24 protein-coding genes and 1 pseudogene are annotated in these 18636 nt (G+C 37.4%); 13 read left to right on the plus strand and 12 right to left on the minus strand.

The window, feature by feature from the left end; genetic code table 11:
• Positions 1-11 precede the first annotated feature (11 nt).
• From FI644_RS01150 to FI644_RS01165, 4 genes are read left to right on the plus strand one after another with little or no spacing between them, the layout of a single operon-like run.
• Entirely contained in the window at positions 12-1385 is a 1374-nt protein-coding gene (locus tag FI644_RS01150) for a YheC/YheD family endospore coat-associated protein (RefSeq protein ID WP_231690037.1), read from the plus strand.
• Positions 1385-2488 (plus strand): YheC/YheD family endospore coat-associated protein, encoded by a 1104-nt coding sequence (locus FI644_RS01155; RefSeq protein WP_246066988.1) that lies wholly within the window; start codon positions 1385-1387, stop codon positions 2486-2488. The genes FI644_RS01150 and FI644_RS01155 overlap by 1 nt, the downstream gene beginning before the upstream one ends.
• Complete coding sequence (locus FI644_RS01160; RefSeq protein WP_142107871.1) at positions 2457-3818, plus strand: YheC/YheD family endospore coat-associated protein; 1362 nt, start codon at positions 2457-2459, stop codon at positions 3816-3818. Before FI644_RS01155 ends, FI644_RS01160 begins: the two co-directional genes overlap by 32 nt.
• On the plus strand, positions 3815-4891 hold the full coding sequence (locus tag FI644_RS01165) for a YheC/YheD family endospore coat-associated protein (RefSeq protein WP_142107872.1): 1077 nt from the start codon (positions 3815-3817) through the stop codon (positions 4889-4891). Before FI644_RS01160 ends, FI644_RS01165 begins: the two co-directional genes overlap by 4 nt.
• A gap of 21 nt (positions 4892-4912) precedes the next feature.
• Here FI644_RS01165 and FI644_RS27070 read toward each other — a convergent pair whose 3' ends face one another.
• On the minus strand, positions 4913-5044 hold the full coding sequence (locus tag FI644_RS27070) for a hypothetical protein (protein ID WP_256376276.1): 132 nt from the start codon (positions 5042-5044) through the stop codon (positions 4913-4915).
• A 259-nt stretch (positions 5045-5303) separates the two neighbouring features.
• On the opposite strand from FI644_RS27070, the gene FI644_RS01170 reads away from it, so the two are divergent.
• Together FI644_RS01170 and FI644_RS01175 are read left to right on the plus strand one after the other, a co-directional pair.
• The gene (locus FI644_RS01170) at positions 5304-5516 is read left to right on the plus strand and encodes a YheE family protein (RefSeq protein ID WP_053475132.1); all 213 of its coding nucleotides are present in this window, start codon (positions 5304-5306) and stop codon (positions 5514-5516) included.
• A gap of 60 nt (positions 5517-5576) precedes the next feature.
• Positions 5577-5762: a hypothetical protein gene (locus FI644_RS01175; RefSeq protein ID WP_053475131.1), complete on the plus strand. Its 186-nt coding sequence runs from the start codon at positions 5577-5579 to the stop codon at positions 5760-5762.
• Positions 5763-5819: 57 nt separating this feature from the next.
• Here FI644_RS01175 and FI644_RS01180 read toward each other — a convergent pair whose 3' ends face one another.
• Positions 5820-6083: a hypothetical protein gene (locus tag FI644_RS01180; protein WP_380000142.1), complete on the minus strand. Its 264-nt coding sequence runs from the start codon at positions 6081-6083 to the stop codon at positions 5820-5822.
• A gap of 269 nt (positions 6084-6352) precedes the next feature.
• Here FI644_RS01180 and FI644_RS01185 point away from each other — a divergent pair, with 269 nt between their 5' ends.
• Complete coding sequence (locus FI644_RS01185; RefSeq protein WP_053475130.1) at positions 6353-6568, plus strand: alpha/beta-type small acid-soluble spore protein; 216 nt, start codon at positions 6353-6355, stop codon at positions 6566-6568.
• A 59-nt stretch (positions 6569-6627) separates the two neighbouring features.
• On the opposite strand, the gene fumC is transcribed toward FI644_RS01185, so the two are convergent.
• The 10 genes from fumC to FI644_RS01235 form a co-directional block, all read right to left on the minus strand.
• Positions 6628-8001 (minus strand): class II fumarate hydratase, encoded by a 1374-nt coding sequence (gene fumC / locus FI644_RS01190; RefSeq protein ID WP_056683394.1) that lies wholly within the window; start codon positions 7999-8001, stop codon positions 6628-6630.
• Positions 8002-8390: 389 nt separating this feature from the next.
• Positions 8391-8705, minus strand: coding sequence for a YbjQ family protein (locus FI644_RS01195; protein WP_053475128.1), 315 nt, complete (start codon positions 8703-8705; stop codon positions 8391-8393).
• Entirely contained in the window at positions 8686-8889 is a 204-nt protein-coding gene (locus tag FI644_RS01200) for a hypothetical protein (RefSeq protein ID WP_142107873.1), read from the minus strand. The genes FI644_RS01195 and FI644_RS01200 overlap by 20 nt, the downstream gene beginning before the upstream one ends.
• Positions 8889-9104, minus strand: coding sequence for a sigma-Y antisigma factor component (locus FI644_RS01205; protein ID WP_142107874.1), 216 nt, complete (start codon positions 9102-9104; stop codon positions 8889-8891). Before FI644_RS01205 ends, FI644_RS01200 begins: the two co-directional genes overlap by 1 nt.
• The gene (locus FI644_RS01210; protein ID WP_053475125.1) at positions 9101-9448 is read right to left on the minus strand and encodes a YxlC family protein; all 348 of its coding nucleotides are present in this window, start codon (positions 9446-9448) and stop codon (positions 9101-9103) included. The genes FI644_RS01205 and FI644_RS01210 overlap by 4 nt, the downstream gene beginning before the upstream one ends.
• A complete protein-coding gene (gene sigY / locus FI644_RS01215; protein WP_053475124.1) occupies positions 9441-9965 on the minus strand; it encodes an RNA polymerase sigma factor SigY in 525 nt (174 codons plus the stop codon). Before sigY ends, FI644_RS01210 begins: the two co-directional genes overlap by 8 nt.
• A gap of 102 nt (positions 9966-10067) precedes the next feature.
• Positions 10068-10535, minus strand: a complete 468-nt coding sequence (locus FI644_RS01220; protein WP_053475123.1) for a helix-turn-helix transcriptional regulator — start codon at positions 10533-10535, stop codon at positions 10068-10070.
• A 135-nt stretch (positions 10536-10670) separates the two neighbouring features.
• Positions 10671-10835, minus strand: coding sequence for a FeoB-associated Cys-rich membrane protein (locus tag FI644_RS01225; protein WP_053475122.1), 165 nt, complete (start codon positions 10833-10835; stop codon positions 10671-10673).
• 32 nt (positions 10836-10867) lie between these two features.
• Positions 10868-12871, minus strand: a complete 2004-nt coding sequence (gene feoB / locus FI644_RS01230; protein WP_142107875.1) for a ferrous iron transport protein B — start codon at positions 12869-12871, stop codon at positions 10868-10870.
• Positions 12871-13095, minus strand: coding sequence for a FeoA family protein (locus FI644_RS01235; RefSeq protein WP_053475120.1), 225 nt, complete (start codon positions 13093-13095; stop codon positions 12871-12873). Before FI644_RS01235 ends, feoB begins: the two co-directional genes overlap by 1 nt.
• Positions 13096-13330: 235 nt before the next feature.
• Here FI644_RS01235 and FI644_RS01240 point away from each other — a divergent pair, with 235 nt between their 5' ends.
• From FI644_RS01240 to FI644_RS01260, 6 genes and pseudogenes are all read left to right on the plus strand, one after another.
• Positions 13331-14458: a histidine kinase N-terminal domain-containing protein gene (locus tag FI644_RS01240; protein ID WP_053475119.1), complete on the plus strand. Its 1128-nt coding sequence runs from the start codon at positions 13331-13333 to the stop codon at positions 14456-14458.
• A gap of 127 nt (positions 14459-14585) precedes the next feature.
• On the plus strand, positions 14586-15128 hold the full coding sequence (locus FI644_RS01245) for a GNAT family N-acetyltransferase (RefSeq protein WP_053475118.1): 543 nt from the start codon (positions 14586-14588) through the stop codon (positions 15126-15128).
• Between the two features lie 150 nt (positions 15129-15278).
• Positions 15279-16583: a hemolysin family protein gene (locus FI644_RS01250; protein WP_380000152.1), complete on the plus strand. Its 1305-nt coding sequence runs from the start codon at positions 15279-15281 to the stop codon at positions 16581-16583.
• Between the two features lie 248 nt (positions 16584-16831).
• A pseudogene (locus FI644_RS26670) lies at positions 16832-16924 on the plus strand (MerR family transcriptional regulator); the annotation flags it as partial.
• A gap of 21 nt (positions 16925-16945) precedes the next feature.
• The gene (locus FI644_RS26675) at positions 16946-17191 is read left to right on the plus strand and encodes a MerR family transcriptional regulator (protein ID WP_053475117.1); all 246 of its coding nucleotides are present in this window, start codon (positions 16946-16948) and stop codon (positions 17189-17191) included.
• Positions 17192-17252: 61 nt separating this feature from the next.
• Complete coding sequence (locus FI644_RS01260) at positions 17253-18599, plus strand: hemolysin family protein (RefSeq protein ID WP_053475116.1); 1347 nt, start codon at positions 17253-17255, stop codon at positions 18597-18599.
• The last annotated feature ends 37 nt before the right edge of the window (positions 18600-18636 follow it).

The following is an 18636-nucleotide window of genomic DNA, read 5'->3' on the forward strand; positions in this document are numbered from 1 at the left end:
GAGGAATGATCATGACTTTTTCATTATTACCTATTACGATTATTCCAGCTAAAATGTTTCACCCTAATGATGAATGTCTAAAAATAAGCCACGCTCTCATTAATTATTGGGATATCGACACAAGTAAACCGATCACAATTTCTGTTGGCGGAAATCAAACACTAGCAATGATTGAAGGTGCAGCCATTTCAAAAAATGAAATTATTTTCGAGGAAGGGCTTTTTCAGAAACTATCAATACCCATACAAGAATCTCAATGGGTTTCCAGCTTTTCACGTACAAGTCATACACTCACATTAGGGCCAGTCATTGGCATTCTTACGGATTACACTGAATCTGAAAAAGAACCTCACTTTCGCAGTATACATGCTTTTTGTAAGGAACTGCACGACCTTGTTACCGAAATCGGCGGATTTCTATTTGTATTTCAACTAGCTGATTGGACGGATACTACGCTAGAAGGCTATTATTATCAAAATAATCATTGGCAAAAGTCTTCACTTCCCCTTCCTGCCGTTATCTATAATCGTATTCATTCACGCAGGCTTGAAGCAAGCCATTTGTTTGAAACATTTAAAACTAAAATAAAAGGGAAACAAATTTTGATTTTCAACGACCATTTTTTATCAAAGTCAATCGTCCATCATTTATTATATTCGGAAGAATACATGAAGCCATATTTACCTGAAACTTGGATGCTTACAGAGCATTCTCTTCAAGAAATGCTGAAAAAATATTCTTCTATTTTCATAAAACCGATTCATGGGAGCCAAGGAAGGAATATTATCAAAGCGATAAATGAAAACGAAGCCCTGCAAGTAAAAATATCGACTGGAACAAATAAAGATCGGACATTTCAATTTACTGACCATATCCAATTCTATCAGTGGCTGCTGCCGCATCTAAAAAAAAGAACCTATCTTATTCAACAAGCGATTCCATTAATGTCCTATAAAAACCGGCAGTTGGATTTTCGCATTCTCTGCCATAAAAACTTTCAAAATACATGGAAAGTAACCTCTGCAGTTGCCAGACTTTCAGATGACCAGCAATTTGTTTCAAATATTGCAAGAGGCGGAGAAATAATGAAACCGATTCATATTCTGTCCATACTATCAAATCGGGAGACAGCCATCCAACAGCTAAAGTTAATGAAAGAACTCGCGATTGAAGCTTCCTCAATAGTCAGCCAAATGTCCGATGGGTTCATTGGCGAACTTGGGGTTGATATCGGGGTTGATGAGGAAGGGAAGCTTTGGATCATCGAGATCAATTCAAAACCCTCCAAAAATTTCGAGGCAGAATCAAATAAAATTCGCCCTTCGGCAAAAGCTTTGCTGGAATATTGTACATTCCTATCCTTTAGCAAAGGGAGATATGACTAATGCTTTCATTCGGATTAATGACATTAAGCTTAAATAATGAAAAAGGCTATTTCTATGAACTTGCAAAACGAGCACAAGCCCACAATATTCTTTGTTTTCGTTTTGTCCCTTCTTCCATTCATCCGCTTACTCAAAAAGTAACCGGAGAACAATTTAACCCTACAACTAATGAGTGGGAACAAGGGGAATTTCCGATACCAGAAGTTATCTATGACCGATGCTTTTACATGGATGATCCACACTCTACTCAGTGTAAGGCGATTGTTAAATGGCTGAAGGCTAGAAAGGATATTTTGTTTCTAGGACATGGCCTTCCAAATAAACTTACATTATTTGAGGCCATTGTCAATACAAGCTTATCCCCGTATTTGCTGCACTCAAAGCCGGTGGCCTCAGGAAGAGAATTCATTCAAGGACTGTCACCACAACAAACAGTCGTGATTAAACCAGTAAACGGCTCCCAAGGAAGAGGAATTTACTTGCTTGAAAAGACATCTAATGAATTATTAGTTCAAACGGATATGCAGGATACTCATTTAACCCGAACATTTACTACCATTCAACATGCTATAGCTTGGATAAATAGTCTTACAAGCCAGCAAGACTATTTAGTTCAGCCTTATGTAAATCTAAGAAATGAAAACAACCATCCTTTTGATATACGGATACTCATCCAGAAAGACGAAAATGGAAACTGGCGGGAAATTTGCAGGGGAATTCGAACAGGAATGAAGGATGGAATCATTTCCAATTTAAGTGCCGGTGGTACGATAACAAGCTTTGAATCATGGATCCATACGCTTCCAATATCACAAAGTGAATTTATTAGCAAAGAGCTTGATGACTTATTATCAAAGATTCCAATCATTTTGGAGGAAAACTTCCCTCCTTTATTCGAAATAGGGGTCGATATTGGAGTGAGTGATAATGGGGCTATTTGGATACTTGATATAAACTCAAAACCTGGGAGAACCATTGCCCTCACATTAAAACCTGAAGTAACTGAAGCATTGTTCAATGCCCCCCTTCTATACGGAAAAACGGTAAAATTCGGAGAAAGGAGCCATTTTGATGAGAAAGTATTTTCCAGTAGAAATTCTTGAAAATAGTGTCCAAAAGGTTTGTATTCCTAGCCATTTTAAATCAAATATTAAATTATCAAAAATAGCTTTCGGCACGCATATGATGGAAACGGAGATTGAACTGCATAACCGGCAGACCATTGTATTAAGTAAAGATATAACAGAAAAACTTCTCATTCCTCCAATAAAAGTTCCCATGCATCTTTTTGTCGAGAATGACACAATCATCATCGGTCCCTTAGTGGGTGTATTCACATCTGGATTTACCCCATTTCTATTGCGCCCCATCGGTGAAAGAAGTCTATTCTTTGCAAAGCTCCTTTCTGTTAAAAAATCCATCGGTGCACTTCCTTTTGTATTCGGGGAACAGCATATCAATTGGGAACAGGGAACAATCAATGGCTTATTCTACCATCTCGATGGATGGAAGACATATGAAGTTCCTTTTCCGAATGTCATTTATGACCGCCTTCCAAATCGGAAAAGCGAAAGACAAACTGGGTTAAAACTTGTAAAAGACCGTTTGCAAAATGAATACATGATCCCATGGTATAACCCAGGATTTTTTAATAAATTGGATGTAAATGACCGGCTTCAGCAGAATGAAAATATTAATGCTTTCTTACCGGAAACATATGCCTTCTCATCTTTTTCAGACATTGAACAAATGCTTTCAAAATATGGTCATGTGTTTATTAAACCAATAAATGGCAGCCTTGGTCTTGGCATTCATCAAATCTTATTCGATAAAGTAGAGGGGACCTATTTTTGCCGTTATCGGGATCATGCTGGAGAAAATAAATTAATAAAATTCAGCAGCCTGGAAACATTAATGGGGCATGTCTTTAAAGGAAAAAAACTTAATCGCATGCTTATCCAACAGGGAATTTATTTGCTACGAGCAGATAAGCGGCCAGTGGATTTTAGGGTTCATACGAATAAAGATGCAAACGGAAGCTGGGTTGTAACGGCGATCGCTGCCAAGGTTGCAGGTGCAGGGAGTGTAACAACTCATGTTAAAAGCGGCGGAGTCATAAAAACGATTGGAGAAGTCTTCCCAACAATTGAAGAACAAAGAGAAGTAAAAGAAAAATTAGCGGATGCCGCCATTAAACTAAGCAAAGCGATAGAAGAAAGCATGGAAGGCATTATCGGAGAGATAGGATTTGATCTTGGACTTGACCGGAATGGGGCTGTTTGGCTGTTTGAAGCAAACTCTAAACCAGGAAGATCCATCTTTTCGAATCCTCAGCTGAAGGAGTACGATCACCTCACAAGGAAACTGTCACTTGCTTTCGCCATTTATCTGACCGAAAGAGCGATCTCACAGCCAGAGGAGATCTTCAAATGACGCATATTGACTTGAAGAATTCTACAGGTCCCTTAATTGGCATTTTAGCCGGCAAAGGAAAGAATCAGTCTGTTATCGGAAATGGACCATTTTTTAGAGAGTTGCAAAGGGAAATCATAAAAAACGGCGGGATCTCCGTCGTTTTTACTCCTGATGATATTAAAGAAAATACAATCGCTGGAGTTATCTATTCACCCGAAGATCATAATTGGACGGCTGTTACTTGCCCCATTCCGCATATTGTATTTAATCGTGTGCCGACCAGAAAGCTAGAATCCACAGATTCCTTTAAAAATGCCTTTCAATTTTTCCAAAGCAGGAACATCCCCTTTTTTAATCCAGGATTCCTCGATAAATATTCACTTTTTGAAATACTTTCACAAGATCCTATTCTTCAACCCTTTTTACCTGATACAATCAAGGTTGCTGACAAAGAATCTTTGTTTCGCTTTTTAGAAAGATATAAGTCAATCTATTTGAAGCCTGCTCAAGGGGCAAAAGGTATTGGCATACACAAGCTGTATCTACAAAAGAATCATTCAGTTGTCCAAATCAGTTTAAAAGATGAAATCACGTTTCAAGATGCTCTAACCTTTTGGAAGGAATGGGAACAAACTCTTTTAAAAAAAACATACATTGCTCAAGAATCGATAGAACCAGCTCTTTTCGAAGGAAGACGATTTGACTTTCGTATTCTTGTTCACTTCTCTGAAGAAGGATATCATGTGACCGGAGCTGGCATCCGTCAATCCCGTGATCAAGAAATTACTACTCATGTCCTAAATGGCGGCTGCATTGTTCCATATGAAGACATTCAAACAGAAGAGCATGATCGATTCTTCGCTATGATTGCTGATCGTGCTGGGAAAATATTATCAAAAGAAACGGGTTTTTTCGGTGAATTTTCAATTGATGCTGGGCTTTCAGCGAACGGAAAATATGTAATATATGAAATAAATTCAAAACCCATGCGCTTTGATGAAATGGCCATCGAAGAAAAACGCATTCAAACTCTCTCCAGATTATTCTTACACATGACAAAAAATGAATATTTGCCCGATAACAATCTATAATTGCTACCGGGCATTCCCCATTTAACTTCTTCTTTTCGAAGGACCTCCAAGTGCTTGGAATTGATTTTTTAATTTTTCTCTTGCTTTGCCATTTCTCATCAAATAGGCAGCCCCGAGTGCCAAAGCAGTCATTGCTAAATTGCCACGTTTCATGTCACTTGTCCCTCCTTATTTAAAAGCGTAAGCGCCTTGTTCAGCCCCGACAAGCATAAGACAAGTTTCACGAAAAGGTGCCCTTTTCCTTTTTTGGGGGCTTGGCTTATGACCTCGAGGGGCTAGGTGCTGGAGCTAGATATTATTTGTCTAACCGTACAATATATCTTTTCCCCTTTTAAAAAGAAAAAAAACATGAATTAAATGTTGTTGGGTTAATAAAGAAGAACAGGTAAAATAATAGAAAGGAGGAAGGGAAATGCTCACACACTTTCAGTACAAAAAATTATATGCTAATACAGAAATACCTGGATGGAATATCTCCTTTTACTTTAATAAGCAAAAGTTTCATGGGATTTACCATCAAAATGGGCAGATCGAATGGACTTCACAGATCCCAAGTGCTGAGGATGAAATTAGGCTGATTGAACAAATTCATGAGCTCATGCTTTTTCATGTATATGACCATTAGAGTTCCTTGTATTTTTTGCTGCTTTCTTGAGTAAAGTAACACGAAAAGGAGGCATTTACATTGCATAAGGACAAGTTTAAAGAAGACTCTCATCATGAAGGCAGAGACAAGGTCTTTTTGGATGTTGACCGCATAATCAATGAAGGTATGGCTAGAGGTTCTGTTCACATAAGGGGAGGACAGTCAAATATTGAAGAAGCTCGCAAGCTTAAGCAGGAAGAACCACCTTTTAAAGTGGATGTTTGATAGGCTAAATTCAAGGAAACCCGGTACTTTTTGGCAGCAACGGGTTTCTTTTTTTACTCATTCTTTAATCAAGCTCACCTCTTCATTCCCGCAAACGGTGCATTTTAATAGATGAGGGCACTCCTTGTCCTTATAATCATTTGGGTAGCCATCTTCCATTTTCATTTGATCAATGGGCATATAAGCACTGTAATCATCATAATAGTCCATAATTCTCCCGCTATCGATTAATTCATTTCCACACGAAGAGCAATTCGCCTTCATTTCTTCAAATCCATTACATATTGGACAAATAGCCATAAGATCAGCTCCATCATTCATTTAATGAAAACCCTTTTGACACTACACTCTTAACGTTCGTTTCTATCTCATTTGTTATGTAATAATCATTAGGAAACAATTCCCATTAAGAATATTGGAATATTAAAGTGAAAAACCAAACATAATAGAGAGTACACACAGCAACAACCGCTTCAACCTACTAACATCAATGGGTTAGACCATTAAGTGGTAGCAAGAAAGCTTGTACCGGTGCAATTCCGGATAACCCAGCCATAACCCAAAAAAATTTATGAGGAGATGAAGACAGAATGGCAAACCAATCAAACAGCAATTCCTCAAACCAATTATTAGTACCTGGAGTAGCGCAAGCACTCGATCAAATGAAGTACGAAATCGCCAATGAATTTGGTGTAAACCTAGGTGCGGATACAACATCTCGTGCAAATGGTTCTGTTGGTGGAGAGATTACAAAGCGACTTGTTCAATCCGCTCAACAACAAATGGCAGGCAAATTTCAATCATAATTAATGAACAATTAAATAGCATATGGCTTGGCCCCCTTCATTAGGGGGCCATTTATTTCTTAAATCATCTTTTTAGGATTAACCCATTCATCATATTGTTCACTTGAAATATAACCTGTTTTCAGTGCTGCTTCTTTTAAAGTCGTATGTTCCTTAAAAGCAAGCTTTGCTATTTCCGCCGCTTTTTCATAGCCAATATGCGGATTTAAGGCAGTAACAAGCATGAGAGAGCGGTCCACATGTTCATTGATCATCTCTTCATTTGCTTCCAAGCCTTTCATACAATTATCATTAAAGGAATTTATTCCATCCGTTAATAACTGTACACTTTGAATGAAATTATAAATAATTACTGGCTTAAACACATTTAATTCAAAATTCCCCTGGCTTGCAGCAAAGCCAATTGTCGCATCATTTCCAAATACTTGACTAGCTACCATTGTTAGTGCCTCACTTTGTGTTGGATTAACCTTCCCTGGCATGATCGAACTGCCCGGCTCATTTGCTGGAATGGAAAGTTCGCCGATTCCGCTTCTAGGTCCACTTGCAAGCCACCTGACATCATTCGCAATTTTCATTAAATCAGCCGCTAATGCTTTTAATGCCCCATGGACGTAAACAATTTCATCGTGACTTGTCAAAGCTTGGAATTTATTAGCAGAGGATCGAAAAGGAAATCCAGTTTGGGCAGCAATTTCCTTTGCTGCCTCATCCCCAAACATTGGATCAGCATTAATTCCTGTTCCAACCGCTGTTCCGCCAATTGCCAAATCAAGCAAATAGACAATGGCATCTGTTAGCATTCGTTCATTTTTATCAAGCATGGCTCTCCAGCCGCTGATCTCCTGCCCTAATGTTAATGGGGTTGCATCTTGCAAATGTGTTCGACCTATTTTTATGATATGCTTGTATGCTTCTTCCTTCGTTTGAATCGTTTCTTTCAACGCTCGAAGTGAAGGGATTAATTTCCGAGCAACTTCCATATAGGCAGCAATATGCATTGCTGTTGGAAAGGTATCATTAGAGCTTTGAGACATATTCACATCGTCATTCGGATGAACTTTAGAATCCTCTTCATTCATTTGTTCATTTGCCCTTCTTGCAATCACTTCATTTACATTCATATTTGTTTGTGTCCCGCTTCCTGTCTGCCAGACTGCAAGCGGAAAATGATCATCAAATTTCCCTTGTATGATTTCTTCAGCTGCTTCGATCATTGCAGCCTTCTTTCCTTCGTCTAACTTTCCAAGCTTGTAGTTAACAGCTGCTGCAGCTTTTTTAATTTTTGCCAGTGCATAAATGACTTCCATCGGCATCTTTTCAGAGCCAATTTTAAAATTTTGCTTGCTTCTTTCTGTCTGGGCTCCCCAATATTTTTCTGCAGGGACTTTTATCTCCCCAAATGTATCTCTTTCAATCCGAAACTTAGTCATTGCCATCCTCCTTCTAGAAATACTTGCGTGTCACAAGCTAAACAACACAAAGATACTATCTTTATAATCTATTCCCTCTTTTGCCAACAATTATTGTTCATCGAAAAACTTCTGGCATTGTTTAGCTTTTTTTCATAAAAAAAAACTGCTTTGCATATAGCAAGCAGTTTTAGTGATGAATGATTGTATATCCAACAAAGTAAGCTAGTACCATGACACTGGCAATAGCAAAAGTAACAGTTAATAATTCCATTTTGAAGCCTCCTAACAAATGCAATTTATACTTTAAAAGTACCACACAAGTTAAGGAGGACTCGTTGCATTCTGTGACAGGATAGTGAAAACTTTATGAACTTTTAATAAATATATTTTCTCGTTTTAAATCCCATCTATTCTACAACGACAGCCGTTCCATAGGCAATAATTTCAGCTGCATTTTGCATGACTGCAGATGTTTGCAAACGCATGCTAACTATGGCATTTGCCCCTTTGGCTTTGGCATCCTCAGCCATACGACCAATTGCTTTCTGTCTTGCCTCATCCATCATTTCTGTATACTCGCCAATTTCCCCGCCGACAATCGTTTTTAATCCAGCTAAGATGTCTTTACCGATATGCTTTGTTTGAACGGTACTTCCCCTAACAAAGCCTATTAATTCTTTAATTTCTTTTCCATGTACAGATTCAGTAGTTACGATAATCATTTCGATCGTCCACCTCTTTCTCTTTTATACGTTCAATTAATAATAAGATGACAATACCAACTATCAATAAAATATAGACGAGATAAAGAATAACTGCTGCCTTCAAATTGATGAATAGCAAGATGATTGCAAGAATTTGTCCAACACCAGCTACAAGAAGAAATATCCGCTTGATTATACCCATTACTCCGTCATTCCTTCAGGATTCTTTTTATGAAATACTTTTCGTACGAAGATGAGATAAGCAAGAGTCGGCATCGGTGCCTGAATAAGACCGACGATGCCCCAAAACCAATAATTATGGCCATATTTCCTTGCATGTATGAACAGATAGATGCTTTGACTTATCAGAATGACAGCAACAATGATGAGTAATGGAACCGTAATCTCTTCATTCATGTTTCTTTCACCTGCTTAATAAGTCGGATTGAAAAGTAACCAATTATAAAAATAGCCACCAATCCTTGTAAAGCAAAGAAAACTACTGGAATATTATATAACGTAAATAGGACTACACTTAAAACTAGGAGGGCAACAATAGAAAAAATGGATACATCGAAAATTAATTTTTTTCTTAATTGCTGTTTCTTTTCCACCACCATGTTTTCAAACCATTCTAGATTTGGTGTATAGACTGGTGCATATTGCTCTACTGATTCCAAGCCGACTTCAATTTCTTTAATAGTCGTAAAGAAGCTTTCATCTAAATTTTCCTTTTCTATTTCCTCTTTCCGTTCATCCATTTAGCCTCAGCTCCTTTCTAACAGCAAGGATTCCATTATGAACCCTTGACTTAATTGTCCCTGAAGAAAGCTTCATCATCTCGCCAATTTCATCATAAGAATACCCGTAATAATGTTTTAAAATAATTGGTATACGAACATCATCAGCCAGTTTGCCTAGTGCAGATAAGGCATCTGTCCATTCTTCGTTCCTGCTTTCGAGCTGCCACTTCAGCTTCCTGTAAATTTCTTCTTGCTGCTGCCAATTTTTTTCTCTTTTCTTTTTCCGCTGCTGGTCGATATATAAATTTGTCGCGATAGAGATGAGCCAGGAGGAAAATTTTGATTTCCCCTGATATAAATGGATTTTCTCAATACATCTCGCCATTGTCTCCTGGGCAAGCTCCTCTGCTGTATCAGGATTCATCGTTACTTTCATTAAATACTTGACCAAGAAGGAATAATTTTGATGAAAAAGCATGGCAAAAGCGCTTTTATCTCCACTTTTTGCGCTTCTTATTAGCTCTCCCTCTTCCATGGCTTCTATTCCTCTCTTTCCATCATCCCATTTCCGCAATTATTGTTTCAATGATTAGACGTTTATGTGCATGATTCGTTCAATTTTTTTATGAAAAATTCTTCACTTATTTTTTTCCTGCTCAACAACTAATTCCGTAAAACGTTCCTTTGACGAAGCTTCATCAAAACTGCTATAAATGCGAAAATGATCCTCATCAATAATTCGAAAGTGCTGACTAATGATATTTTGCTGTAATAGCAGTCCATTCTTCCGGTCAATTTCCTTCCACCAGATTTTCCCGCCCATTGTTTTTTCCCTGCGGTAGTCTATCCCTTCGCGAGCAATTGTTTCCAACACTTCTAACGGTTCATCCCCAAACAAAAATCGTACCGTTTCCGTTTCCCTAAACAGAGCACATACAACGACAACCGTAGACCATCCAGCATCCACTCGCCCCTTTTCAATTTGAACAAGTGTTTTTTTTGAAATTCCAATGATTTCTGCCATTTTATCTTGTGTATATCCTGCTTCCGTACGGATCAGGCGTATTTTCTCCGTTACTTTAGAAATAATTTCATCACGTGTCAAGGCTCACTTCATTCCCTTTATGTTATTCTTTTTGTGTATTATTACACTTTAATATAATTATAAAAGAGCAACAGTAAACATAGCAAATTTAAAAAAACTGCTGTCAGAAGCGACAACAGTTTTATATGCAAAAATTCACTTCTTTAATGGGACATCAGATATTGAATGACAGGAGCTTGAACAGGAATTCTTTGTCGAACATCCTGCACACTTTCCTTGCTTTGATTTTTTAATAAATTTTACTAAGGACCAGCTGGCATACCCAAAAATAACTCCGCCAATGAAAATGTTAACGATCATCTTACTCACTCCAAACTCATGGTAAAAGTGAATTACATAAATCCTAACAGCCTACCGCCTTGGTAAATAATAAGAGCTAACAAATAAGCGATAATAAGTGCATAGCCCATAGAAAATGCTGTCCACTTTTTCGAACCTGTTTCTTTATAAATCGTTGCCACTGTTGCCAGGCAAGGAATATATAATAGGATGAAAACCATAAAGCTGTAGCCTGCCAGAGGAGTGAAGTAATCTGACAGCAATCCTTGCAGACTCGCTTCATCTGGAACAAAATAAATAATGTTCATTGTCGAAATAATTGCCTCTTTTGCCAAAAATCCTGTTATAAGAGAAGCTCCAGCCTGCCATGTATTAAATCCAATGGGTTCAAAAAGCGGTGCAATGAATCCGCCAATTGCTGCTAAATAACTATCATCTAAAGCAACATCCGTACCACCTGGTCCTATGTAAGATAAAAGCCAAATGAATACAGAACCGGCAAAAATAAAGGTGCCTGCTTTTTTTACAAATCCCTTCCCCTTATCCCATGTGCTTCTCCACAAAGCTTGAAATTGCGGCAGACGGTATGGCGGCAATTCAATAACAAAGAAAGAAGTTTCGCCTTTTAAAATAGTAGATGAAAATAGCTTCGCTAAAACTAAGGCCACAACAATCCCTAATATATATAAGGATAGAACGATAAAGGCCTTTTGCTGCACAAAAAATGCACCCACAAACAGTGCATACACAGGTAATCGTGCGGAACAAGACATTAAGGGAGTTAATAGAATAGTTAACAGTCTTTCCTTTGGCGTCTCAATTGTTCTAGCCGCCATAATTCCAGGTACATTACAGCCGAACCCAATCATCATCGGAATAAACGCCTTCCCGTTTAACCCTACCGCCTCCATCAGACGATCCATAACAAGGGCAACTCTTGCCATATAGCCTGAGTCTTCAAGGAGTGAAATGAAAAAGAATAAAATAAAGATTTGTGGAACAAAAACAAGAACGCCTCCAACCCCGGCTACAATCCCATCAAGAATTAATGAATGGATAAAAGCAGAGGCACCGGCAGCATTTAATAGATTTTCAATCGTATTAGACAAGGTTCCTGTTATGAACGCATCCAGCAAATCTGATAATGGAAATCCAAGCCAATCAAAGGTTAGCATAAACATTAAATACATGAGCAGAAAGAAAATTGGCAGGCCAAGGATTTTATTCGTTACAATCGCATCAATTTTTTCTGATAATGGCGTTTTAATTTGTTCCCGCTTGATATACGCATCAGCCATGATTTGATCAATGGTTTCTTTCCTCTTTTGAAATATAAATTGATCGATAGAGACACCGGTGCTCCTTTTCACCGTATCTTTGATTTCAACTAAAAACTGATCGAGCTTCTCAGATTCTATATAATTTTCAACATATTTTTTTACATATTGGTTTCCCTCAAACATCTGCAAAGCAAGCCATCTTGCGGATCGACTCGATTTATTGTCTAATAATTGTTCAAATCGTAAAATGGCTTCTTCTATTTCTATTCCATAATTGACAATCCTTGCATTTGGTTCAGACATCCTCTCACTTGTTACAGCTTCAGCTAACAGGTCGCATCCCTTCCCTGTTCTTGCAATAACAGGTGTGAGAGGAATGCCTATTTGATTCGATAGATGATTTGGTTCAATCTGAAGGCCACGTTTCAGAGCAACATCTACCATATTAAGCCCAATAACTACAGGTTTCCCATACTCCAATAGCTGGATCGTTAAATGTAGGTTTCGTTCCAATTGTGACGCATCGAGTATATTGATCATTTTATCTACATGCTCTGATAAGAGAAATTGTGTCACAACTCCTTCATCCTTCGATAAAGGGTTTAATGAATAGATTCCTGGCAAGTCTATTAACTTATCTTTCTTATTTTTAAATTGACCAACCTTCTTTTCAACTGTAACTCCACTCCAGTTTCCTACATACTCATACGAACCTGTAAGGATATTAAAGAGTGATGTTTTTCCAGTATTAGGGTTACCGATTAGAGCGATATCCATTATAGTCTCTCCACTTCAATTTGGACGGCTTCTACTCTGCGTATCCCAATACATTGACCGCAAGATTCAACCATAATTGGGCCGCCAAACGGCATATAGCATTTAATACACACTTCAGTACCTTCAGTTATTCCTAAATCAAGCAATCTCCTCCGGACTAAAAGATCAATCCGAGAAATATCGAGAATCCTGCACTTTTCACCTTTTTTTAATTTCCCAAGCACGAAGTCCACCTGATTTCTTCTATTAATTCAATTGAGAATGATTATCTTTATTTATACCAAGTTTTTTTTATAAATTCTGCGATAAAAATCACATACCTTTTTGTTTCCTTTTCGACAGGGTCAGTGTAGTCTCGAAGTACTGTTTTTTTATTCGTACTTTTTCGACAAAGGAAATTTGCAAAATATAGCGAAGTTTATATGAATGATAGGTTATTTAACTAGTCTGGAGGTTAATATGGTAACGAGAATAAGTGAAACTGTTGTTGAATTTTTACAGAGGGAAAAAATTCAATTATTGAATGAATGGAGAAAGAATATTCTCGTCTCCCCAGAAGATCCTTATGAGGATCGAATGGAGGAAAATGGAGAAGTTATTTTTTATCTTGTCATTCAAAGTCTTACGAGGGAAAAAGAGAATTTAGATGGGGTTATTCGCAAGTTTTCTATTTCTATTGCAGATCAGCGAGTGAAAGCAGGAATGAATATTGGTGAGTTTGTCCACAATGTAAATTTAGGGCGGTCAATCTTTCAAAAACATTTAAAAAAAATGGATATAAGCTGGCAAGAGCTTCAAGCCTATTCAGAACGTATTCATGATTGTCTAGACCAATTTCTTTACTTCTCTGTCACCTATTATAGCGACGCAAAAAATCAAATTATCGAGGAAAAAACTAAATTTATCGATACGAGTCATAAGGATCGATTAACATTACTAGGGCAGATGACTTCCAGTTTTATCCATGAATTCCGAAATCCGCTCACTTCTGTACAAGGCTTTATTCAACTGCTTAAATCAGAATACCCAAACATGAAATATTTGGATATTATTTCAATTGAATTAGAGCAGTTAAATTTTCGCATTTCTCAGTTCCTCCTGCTTTCGAAAAAAGAATTAATCGGCAAGGAAAAAACAGCCTTTTCCTTAAATGAGCTGATAGAGGAAGTGCTCATATTTTTATATCCAAGTATTTTAGATGGAAAAGTAAAGATCCAGAAAAATTTAGAAGAAGATATTAACCTATTTGGTTATGCCGACGAAATTCGCCAAGTGCTAATAAATATTGTCTTTAATGCCATCGATGTACTGAATCCGAATACAAAACATCCGTTAATAGATATAAAGAGTTACACGACAGATAACAAATGGATCAAGCTGGAAATCGCTAATAACGGTCCAATGATTCCAGAGCATCTTGTACAGTCTATATTTGAACCATTTGTAACAACTAAAAAACTTGGAACGGGGTTAGGACTATTCGTTTGCAGAGAAATCATTGAAAAGCATAAAGGAAGATTAGCATGTGAAACACAAGCAGATTTAACTGTATTTACAATTACCCTTCCGATTGCTGACAAAAAATAAAACGAGGCTGGCTCATCCCATATTGAGTCGGCCTCTTGTTTTTTTCCTTTTTCAAAAATTCTGTGTACTTATTCTGAATTACCATTTATTATATAGAAATAATTCATGCAGAATAGGAGAGTTGTTTATGTTTACGTTAAAAGTTGACCAAGAAATTGAACTGCAATTATTTCAATTACATCATTCAGAAGAGCTTTATCATTTGGTAGACTCAAATCGCAATCATTTAAGGGAATGGCTGCCATGGGTTGATAGTATGTCTTCGCCTAGTCAGTATCATTCTATTATTCCAACATGGCTAAAGCAGTTTATGAATAACAACGGGTTTAATGCTGGAATTCGCTATAAAGGGACTCTTGTCGGTTCTATAGGCTTTCATCAAATCGACTGGAATAGCAGGCAAACGAGCATCGGCTATTATTTGGCAAGTGGCTATGAAGGGAAAGGAATCATGACTAGGAGTGTTCAAGCACTTCTCAACTATGCCTTCTTAGATCTTAATCTCAATCGTGTGGAAATACGCTGTGGGATTGGCAATTCGAAGAGCCGCGCGATTCCAGAAAGATTAGGATTTATTCAAGAAGGCATCATTCGAGACGGTGAATTTCTATATGATCATTATCATGATTTAGCCGTCTACGGCATGCTAGCACGAGATTGGGAAAATTAATATATAAGCACTTTTAAGGCTAAGAAAAGATAGCTCCGTTTCTAGGAGCCTTTTTTTATGGTAAGCAAAATTACTAAAAAGATAAATTTAAGGGAAAAGTACATTTTATAGGAGGTGAACGCTCCTTACATTATTTGTAAGGAAATAATTATGGCTTTAAATATTTTTTTACTCATTTTATTAATTACTTTGACGGCTTTTTTTGTTGCATCCGAATTTGCGATGGTAAAAGTGCGTTCATCCCGAATTGATCAATTAATTGCAGAAGGAAATGTCCGGGCACAGTCGGCAAGAAAAGTAGTCACAAATCTTGATGAATATTTATCTGCCTGTCAGCTTGGAATTACCATTACAGCCTTAGGGTTAGGATGGCTTGGTGAACCAACTGTTGAAAGGATATTGCATCCTCTGTTTGACAAACTGGAACTGCAGCCATCTTTAACCCAAGTCCTATCTTTCATCATCGCTTTCTCTGTGGTTACCTTTCTGCATGTCGTGATTGGTGAGCTCGCGCCAAAAACATTTGCGATTCAAAAAGCAGAGGAAATTACACTAACCTTTTCCGTTCCATTAATCTGGTTTTATAAAATTATGTTTCCATTCATCTGGGCTTTAAATGGTTCAGCAAGATATGTAACTGGATTATTTGGGTTAAAGCCTGTTTCTGAACAAGAAATAGCCCTATCTGAAGAAGAACTTCGAATTATTCTTTCTGAAAGCTTAAAAAGCGGGGAAATTAACCAATCCGAATATAAGTATGTCAACAGGATCTTTGAATTTGATAATCGGATTGCGAAGGAAATTATGGTTCCCCGAACAGAAATTATCAGCCTAGAAGAGGACGCGACTCTTTCAGAAGTACTGGAAATTATTATGAATGAGCGATATACAAGATATCCGGTAACTGGTGGAGATAAGGATAATATTCTCGGATTAATTAATGTAAAGGAAATACTGACAGATTGTATTAGAAAAAAATGTGAGGATGAAAAGCCGGTTGTTCAGTATATTAAACCCATCATACGAGTAATTGAGACGATTCCTATCCATGACCTCCTTGTGAAAATGCAAAAAGAACGCTCTCACATGGCGATTTTATTTGATGAGTATGGGGGGACGGCTGGATTAGTTACTGCAGAGGATATTCTCGAAGAAATCGTTGGGGAGATTCGCGATGAATTTGATGCAGATGAACTCCCCTTTGTTCAAAAAATGGGGCAGGATCATTATATTTTAGATGCAAAGCTCCTTATTTCAGAAACAAATGACTTGCTCGGAACAGATTTAAACGAAGATGAAGTGGATACGCTTGGAGGCTGGATTCTTACCCAAAAATTTGATTTAGAACAAGGGGATTCCATCATTCAAGACGGGTTTGAATTTATTATTAAAGAAATTGAAGGTCATCACATCTCCTATATTGAAGTAAAAAAGGAAAAAGAAATCACATCTTGAATTATAATAATGAGGGAATTGTTCTTCCAAAGCAGCAATCCCTCTAATTTATTCTATTGGTTCTCACTCATATTCGCACATAGTCAGGAATAAATATGGAAGTAATTCATATTATCAAACTGCTACGTTTGACTGTATGGTTTGAACTAACATATAATATGTATAAATACATTAAACTGGGGTGATAAGATGGGGCAGTTTATCGTATTGGCGAATTAGCAACTATAGCTAATGTATCCAAAAGAACCATTGATTACTATACAAATATCGGACTTATTCAAGCGGAGCGTACAAAGTCAAACTATCGAATCTACTCTGAGGACGTTCTTTCAGACTTACGATTTATTGAAGAATGCAAACTTATGCATATTCCATTAGATGAGATTAAGAGAAAGCTAGAATTAAAGTCCAAAACAGACATGCACACTGGGGATGTTGAAAAACAAATTGATTTGGTTACTAAGCAAATCAAGCAGCTCCATAACGAAATAGCTGTATTATTGCCGCTTATTAATCATCTTGATAAGGAACAGATCAGTGATTTATCAAGAAAACTCAATATGGAAGGCTCAACATTAATCAAATCCCTTGTAAGCTTAACGAGTTAACACATTTTTTAAATTATCAGGAGGTGACACCTTACCCGTTACTCGGGCTAAGGGAACTTATTTGGACATATTAAACTTGGTTATTATAGCCATTTTAATTGCTTTGACAGCATTTTTTGTAACTTCAGAATTTGCTATTGTAAAGATTAGAAGTTCAAGAATTGACCAGTTAATTGAAGAAGGCAATAAAAGTGCAATACCAGCAAAGAAAGTGATTAGTCATTTGGATGAGTATTTATCTGCTTGCCAATTAGGAATAACAATAACTGCACTAGGAATTGGGTGGCTTGGGGAACCAACAATTGCACATATGCTGCGTCCGGTTTTCTCGCAACTTGACATTCCAAGTTCAGCATCACATATTCTTTCCATTGGGATTGCTTTTGCTTTTATTACTTTTCTGCACGTGGTTGTCGGAGAGCTGGCACCAAAAACACTTGCCATTCAAAAAGCAGAGTTAGTAACGTTGATCACCGCTCGCCCATTGATTTTGTTCTACAAAATTATGTATCCTTTCATCTGGGCATTAAACGGATCTGCACGATTCCTAACAGGTTTATTCGGCCTAAAGCCTGCTTCCGAACACGAGTTGGCCCATTCAGAAGAAGAACTTCGAATCATCTTGTCAGAAAGCTATGAAAGTGGCGAAATCAACCAATCAGAGTTTAAGTATGTAAATAAAATTTTTGAGTTTGATAACCGAATTGCAAAAGAAATTATGGTGCCTCGAACTGAGATTGTTTCATTCTCAAAAGACGATACACTTGAAAGCTTTTTACAGACTGTGTATGAGGAAAAATTTACACGCTATCCAATCATTGATGGAGATAAAGACCATATCATCGGATTGGTGAATATTAAAGAAGTTATGACTGACCTGATTAAGAATAGAGAAATCACAACAAATACGCTTGATTCTTATACACGTCCGATTATCCGTGTCATTGATACCATTCCAGTCCATGATCTTCTCCTAAAAATGCAAAAGGAAAGGATTCATATGGCTATCTTGATGGATGAATATGGCGGCACTTCTGGACTCGTGACAGTAGAAGATATTCTTGAAGAAATTGTTGGTGAAATACGTGACGAATTCGATATGGATGAAATCCCTGAAGTTCGCAAAATTAAAGAGGGGCACTATATCTTTGATTCGAAAATTCTAGTAAGTGAAGTAAGTGACCTGCTAGGAATTGATATCGACGATGAAGACGTTGATACAATCGGCGGCTGGATCCTAACGGAGAATTACGAAGCAAAGCAGGGAGATACGATTTACCTTGACTCCTATGCTTTTAAAATTATCGATATGGAAGATCATCACATTAAATACGTTGAAGTCACACGTGTACAAGAAAATGAGCAGCAGTCGCAAACACTGCCGATAACTGAAACACAAGTTGTATAAGTTAACCTATGCGCAAGCGCCTTGATCATCGCCGTAC

This window comes from Cytobacillus solani, from assembly GCF_006704205.1.
Lineage (GTDB): Bacteria > Bacillota > Bacilli > Bacillales > Cytobacillaceae > Cytobacillus > Cytobacillus solani.

Bases quoted from the DNA above. Each gene is read 5' to 3' on its own strand.
- FI644_RS01150 (WP_231690037.1), top strand. From the start codon at position 12: ATGACTTTTTCATTATTACCTATTACGATTATTCCAGCTAAAATGTTT.
- FI644_RS01155 (WP_246066988.1), top strand. From the start codon at position 1,385: ATGCTTTCATTCGGATTAATGACATTAAGCTTAAATAATGAAAAAGGC.
- FI644_RS01160 (WP_142107871.1), top strand. From the start codon at position 2,457: ATGAGAAAGTATTTTCCAGTAGAAATTCTTGAAAATAGTGTCCAAAAG.
- FI644_RS01165 (WP_142107872.1), top strand. From the start codon at position 3,815: ATGACGCATATTGACTTGAAGAATTCTACAGGTCCCTTAATTGGCATT.
- FI644_RS27070 (WP_256376276.1), bottom strand. From the start codon at position 5,044: ATGAAACGTGGCAATTTAGCAATGACTGCTTTGGCACTCGGGGCTGCC.
- FI644_RS01170 (WP_053475132.1), top strand. From the start codon at position 5,304: ATGCTCACACACTTTCAGTACAAAAAATTATATGCTAATACAGAAATA.
- FI644_RS01180 (WP_380000142.1), bottom strand. From the start codon at position 6,083: ATGAATGATGGAGCTGATCTTATGGCTATTTGTCCAATATGTAATGGA.
- FI644_RS01185 (WP_053475130.1), top strand. From the start codon at position 6,353: ATGGCAAACCAATCAAACAGCAATTCCTCAAACCAATTATTAGTACCT.
- fumC (WP_056683394.1), bottom strand. From the start codon at position 8,001: ATGACTAAGTTTCGGATTGAAAGAGATACATTTGGGGAGATAAAAGTC.
- FI644_RS01195 (WP_053475128.1), bottom strand. From the start codon at position 8,705: ATGATTATCGTAACTACTGAATCTGTACATGGAAAAGAAATTAAAGAA.
- FI644_RS01200 (WP_142107873.1), bottom strand. From the start codon at position 8,889: ATGGGTATAATCAAGCGGATATTTCTTCTTGTAGCTGGTGTTGGACAA.
- FI644_RS01205 (WP_142107874.1), bottom strand. From the start codon at position 9,104: ATGAATGAAGAGATTACGGTTCCATTACTCATCATTGTTGCTGTCATT.
- FI644_RS01210 (WP_053475125.1), bottom strand. From the start codon at position 9,448: ATGGATGAACGGAAAGAGGAAATAGAAAAGGAAAATTTAGATGAAAGC.
- sigY (WP_053475124.1), bottom strand. From the start codon at position 9,965: ATGGAAGAGGGAGAGCTAATAAGAAGCGCAAAAAGTGGAGATAAAAGC.
- FI644_RS01225 (WP_053475122.1), bottom strand. From the start codon at position 10,835: ATGATCGTTAACATTTTCATTGGCGGAGTTATTTTTGGGTATGCCAGC.
- feoB (WP_142107875.1), bottom strand. From the start codon at position 12,871: ATGGATATCGCTCTAATCGGTAACCCTAATACTGGAAAAACATCACTC.
- FI644_RS01240 (WP_053475119.1), top strand. From the start codon at position 13,331: ATGGTAACGAGAATAAGTGAAACTGTTGTTGAATTTTTACAGAGGGAA.
- FI644_RS01245 (WP_053475118.1), top strand. From the start codon at position 14,586: ATGTTTACGTTAAAAGTTGACCAAGAAATTGAACTGCAATTATTTCAA.
- FI644_RS01250 (WP_380000152.1), top strand. From the start codon at position 15,279: ATGGCTTTAAATATTTTTTTACTCATTTTATTAATTACTTTGACGGCT.
- FI644_RS26675 (WP_053475117.1), top strand. From the start codon at position 16,946: ATGCATATTCCATTAGATGAGATTAAGAGAAAGCTAGAATTAAAGTCC.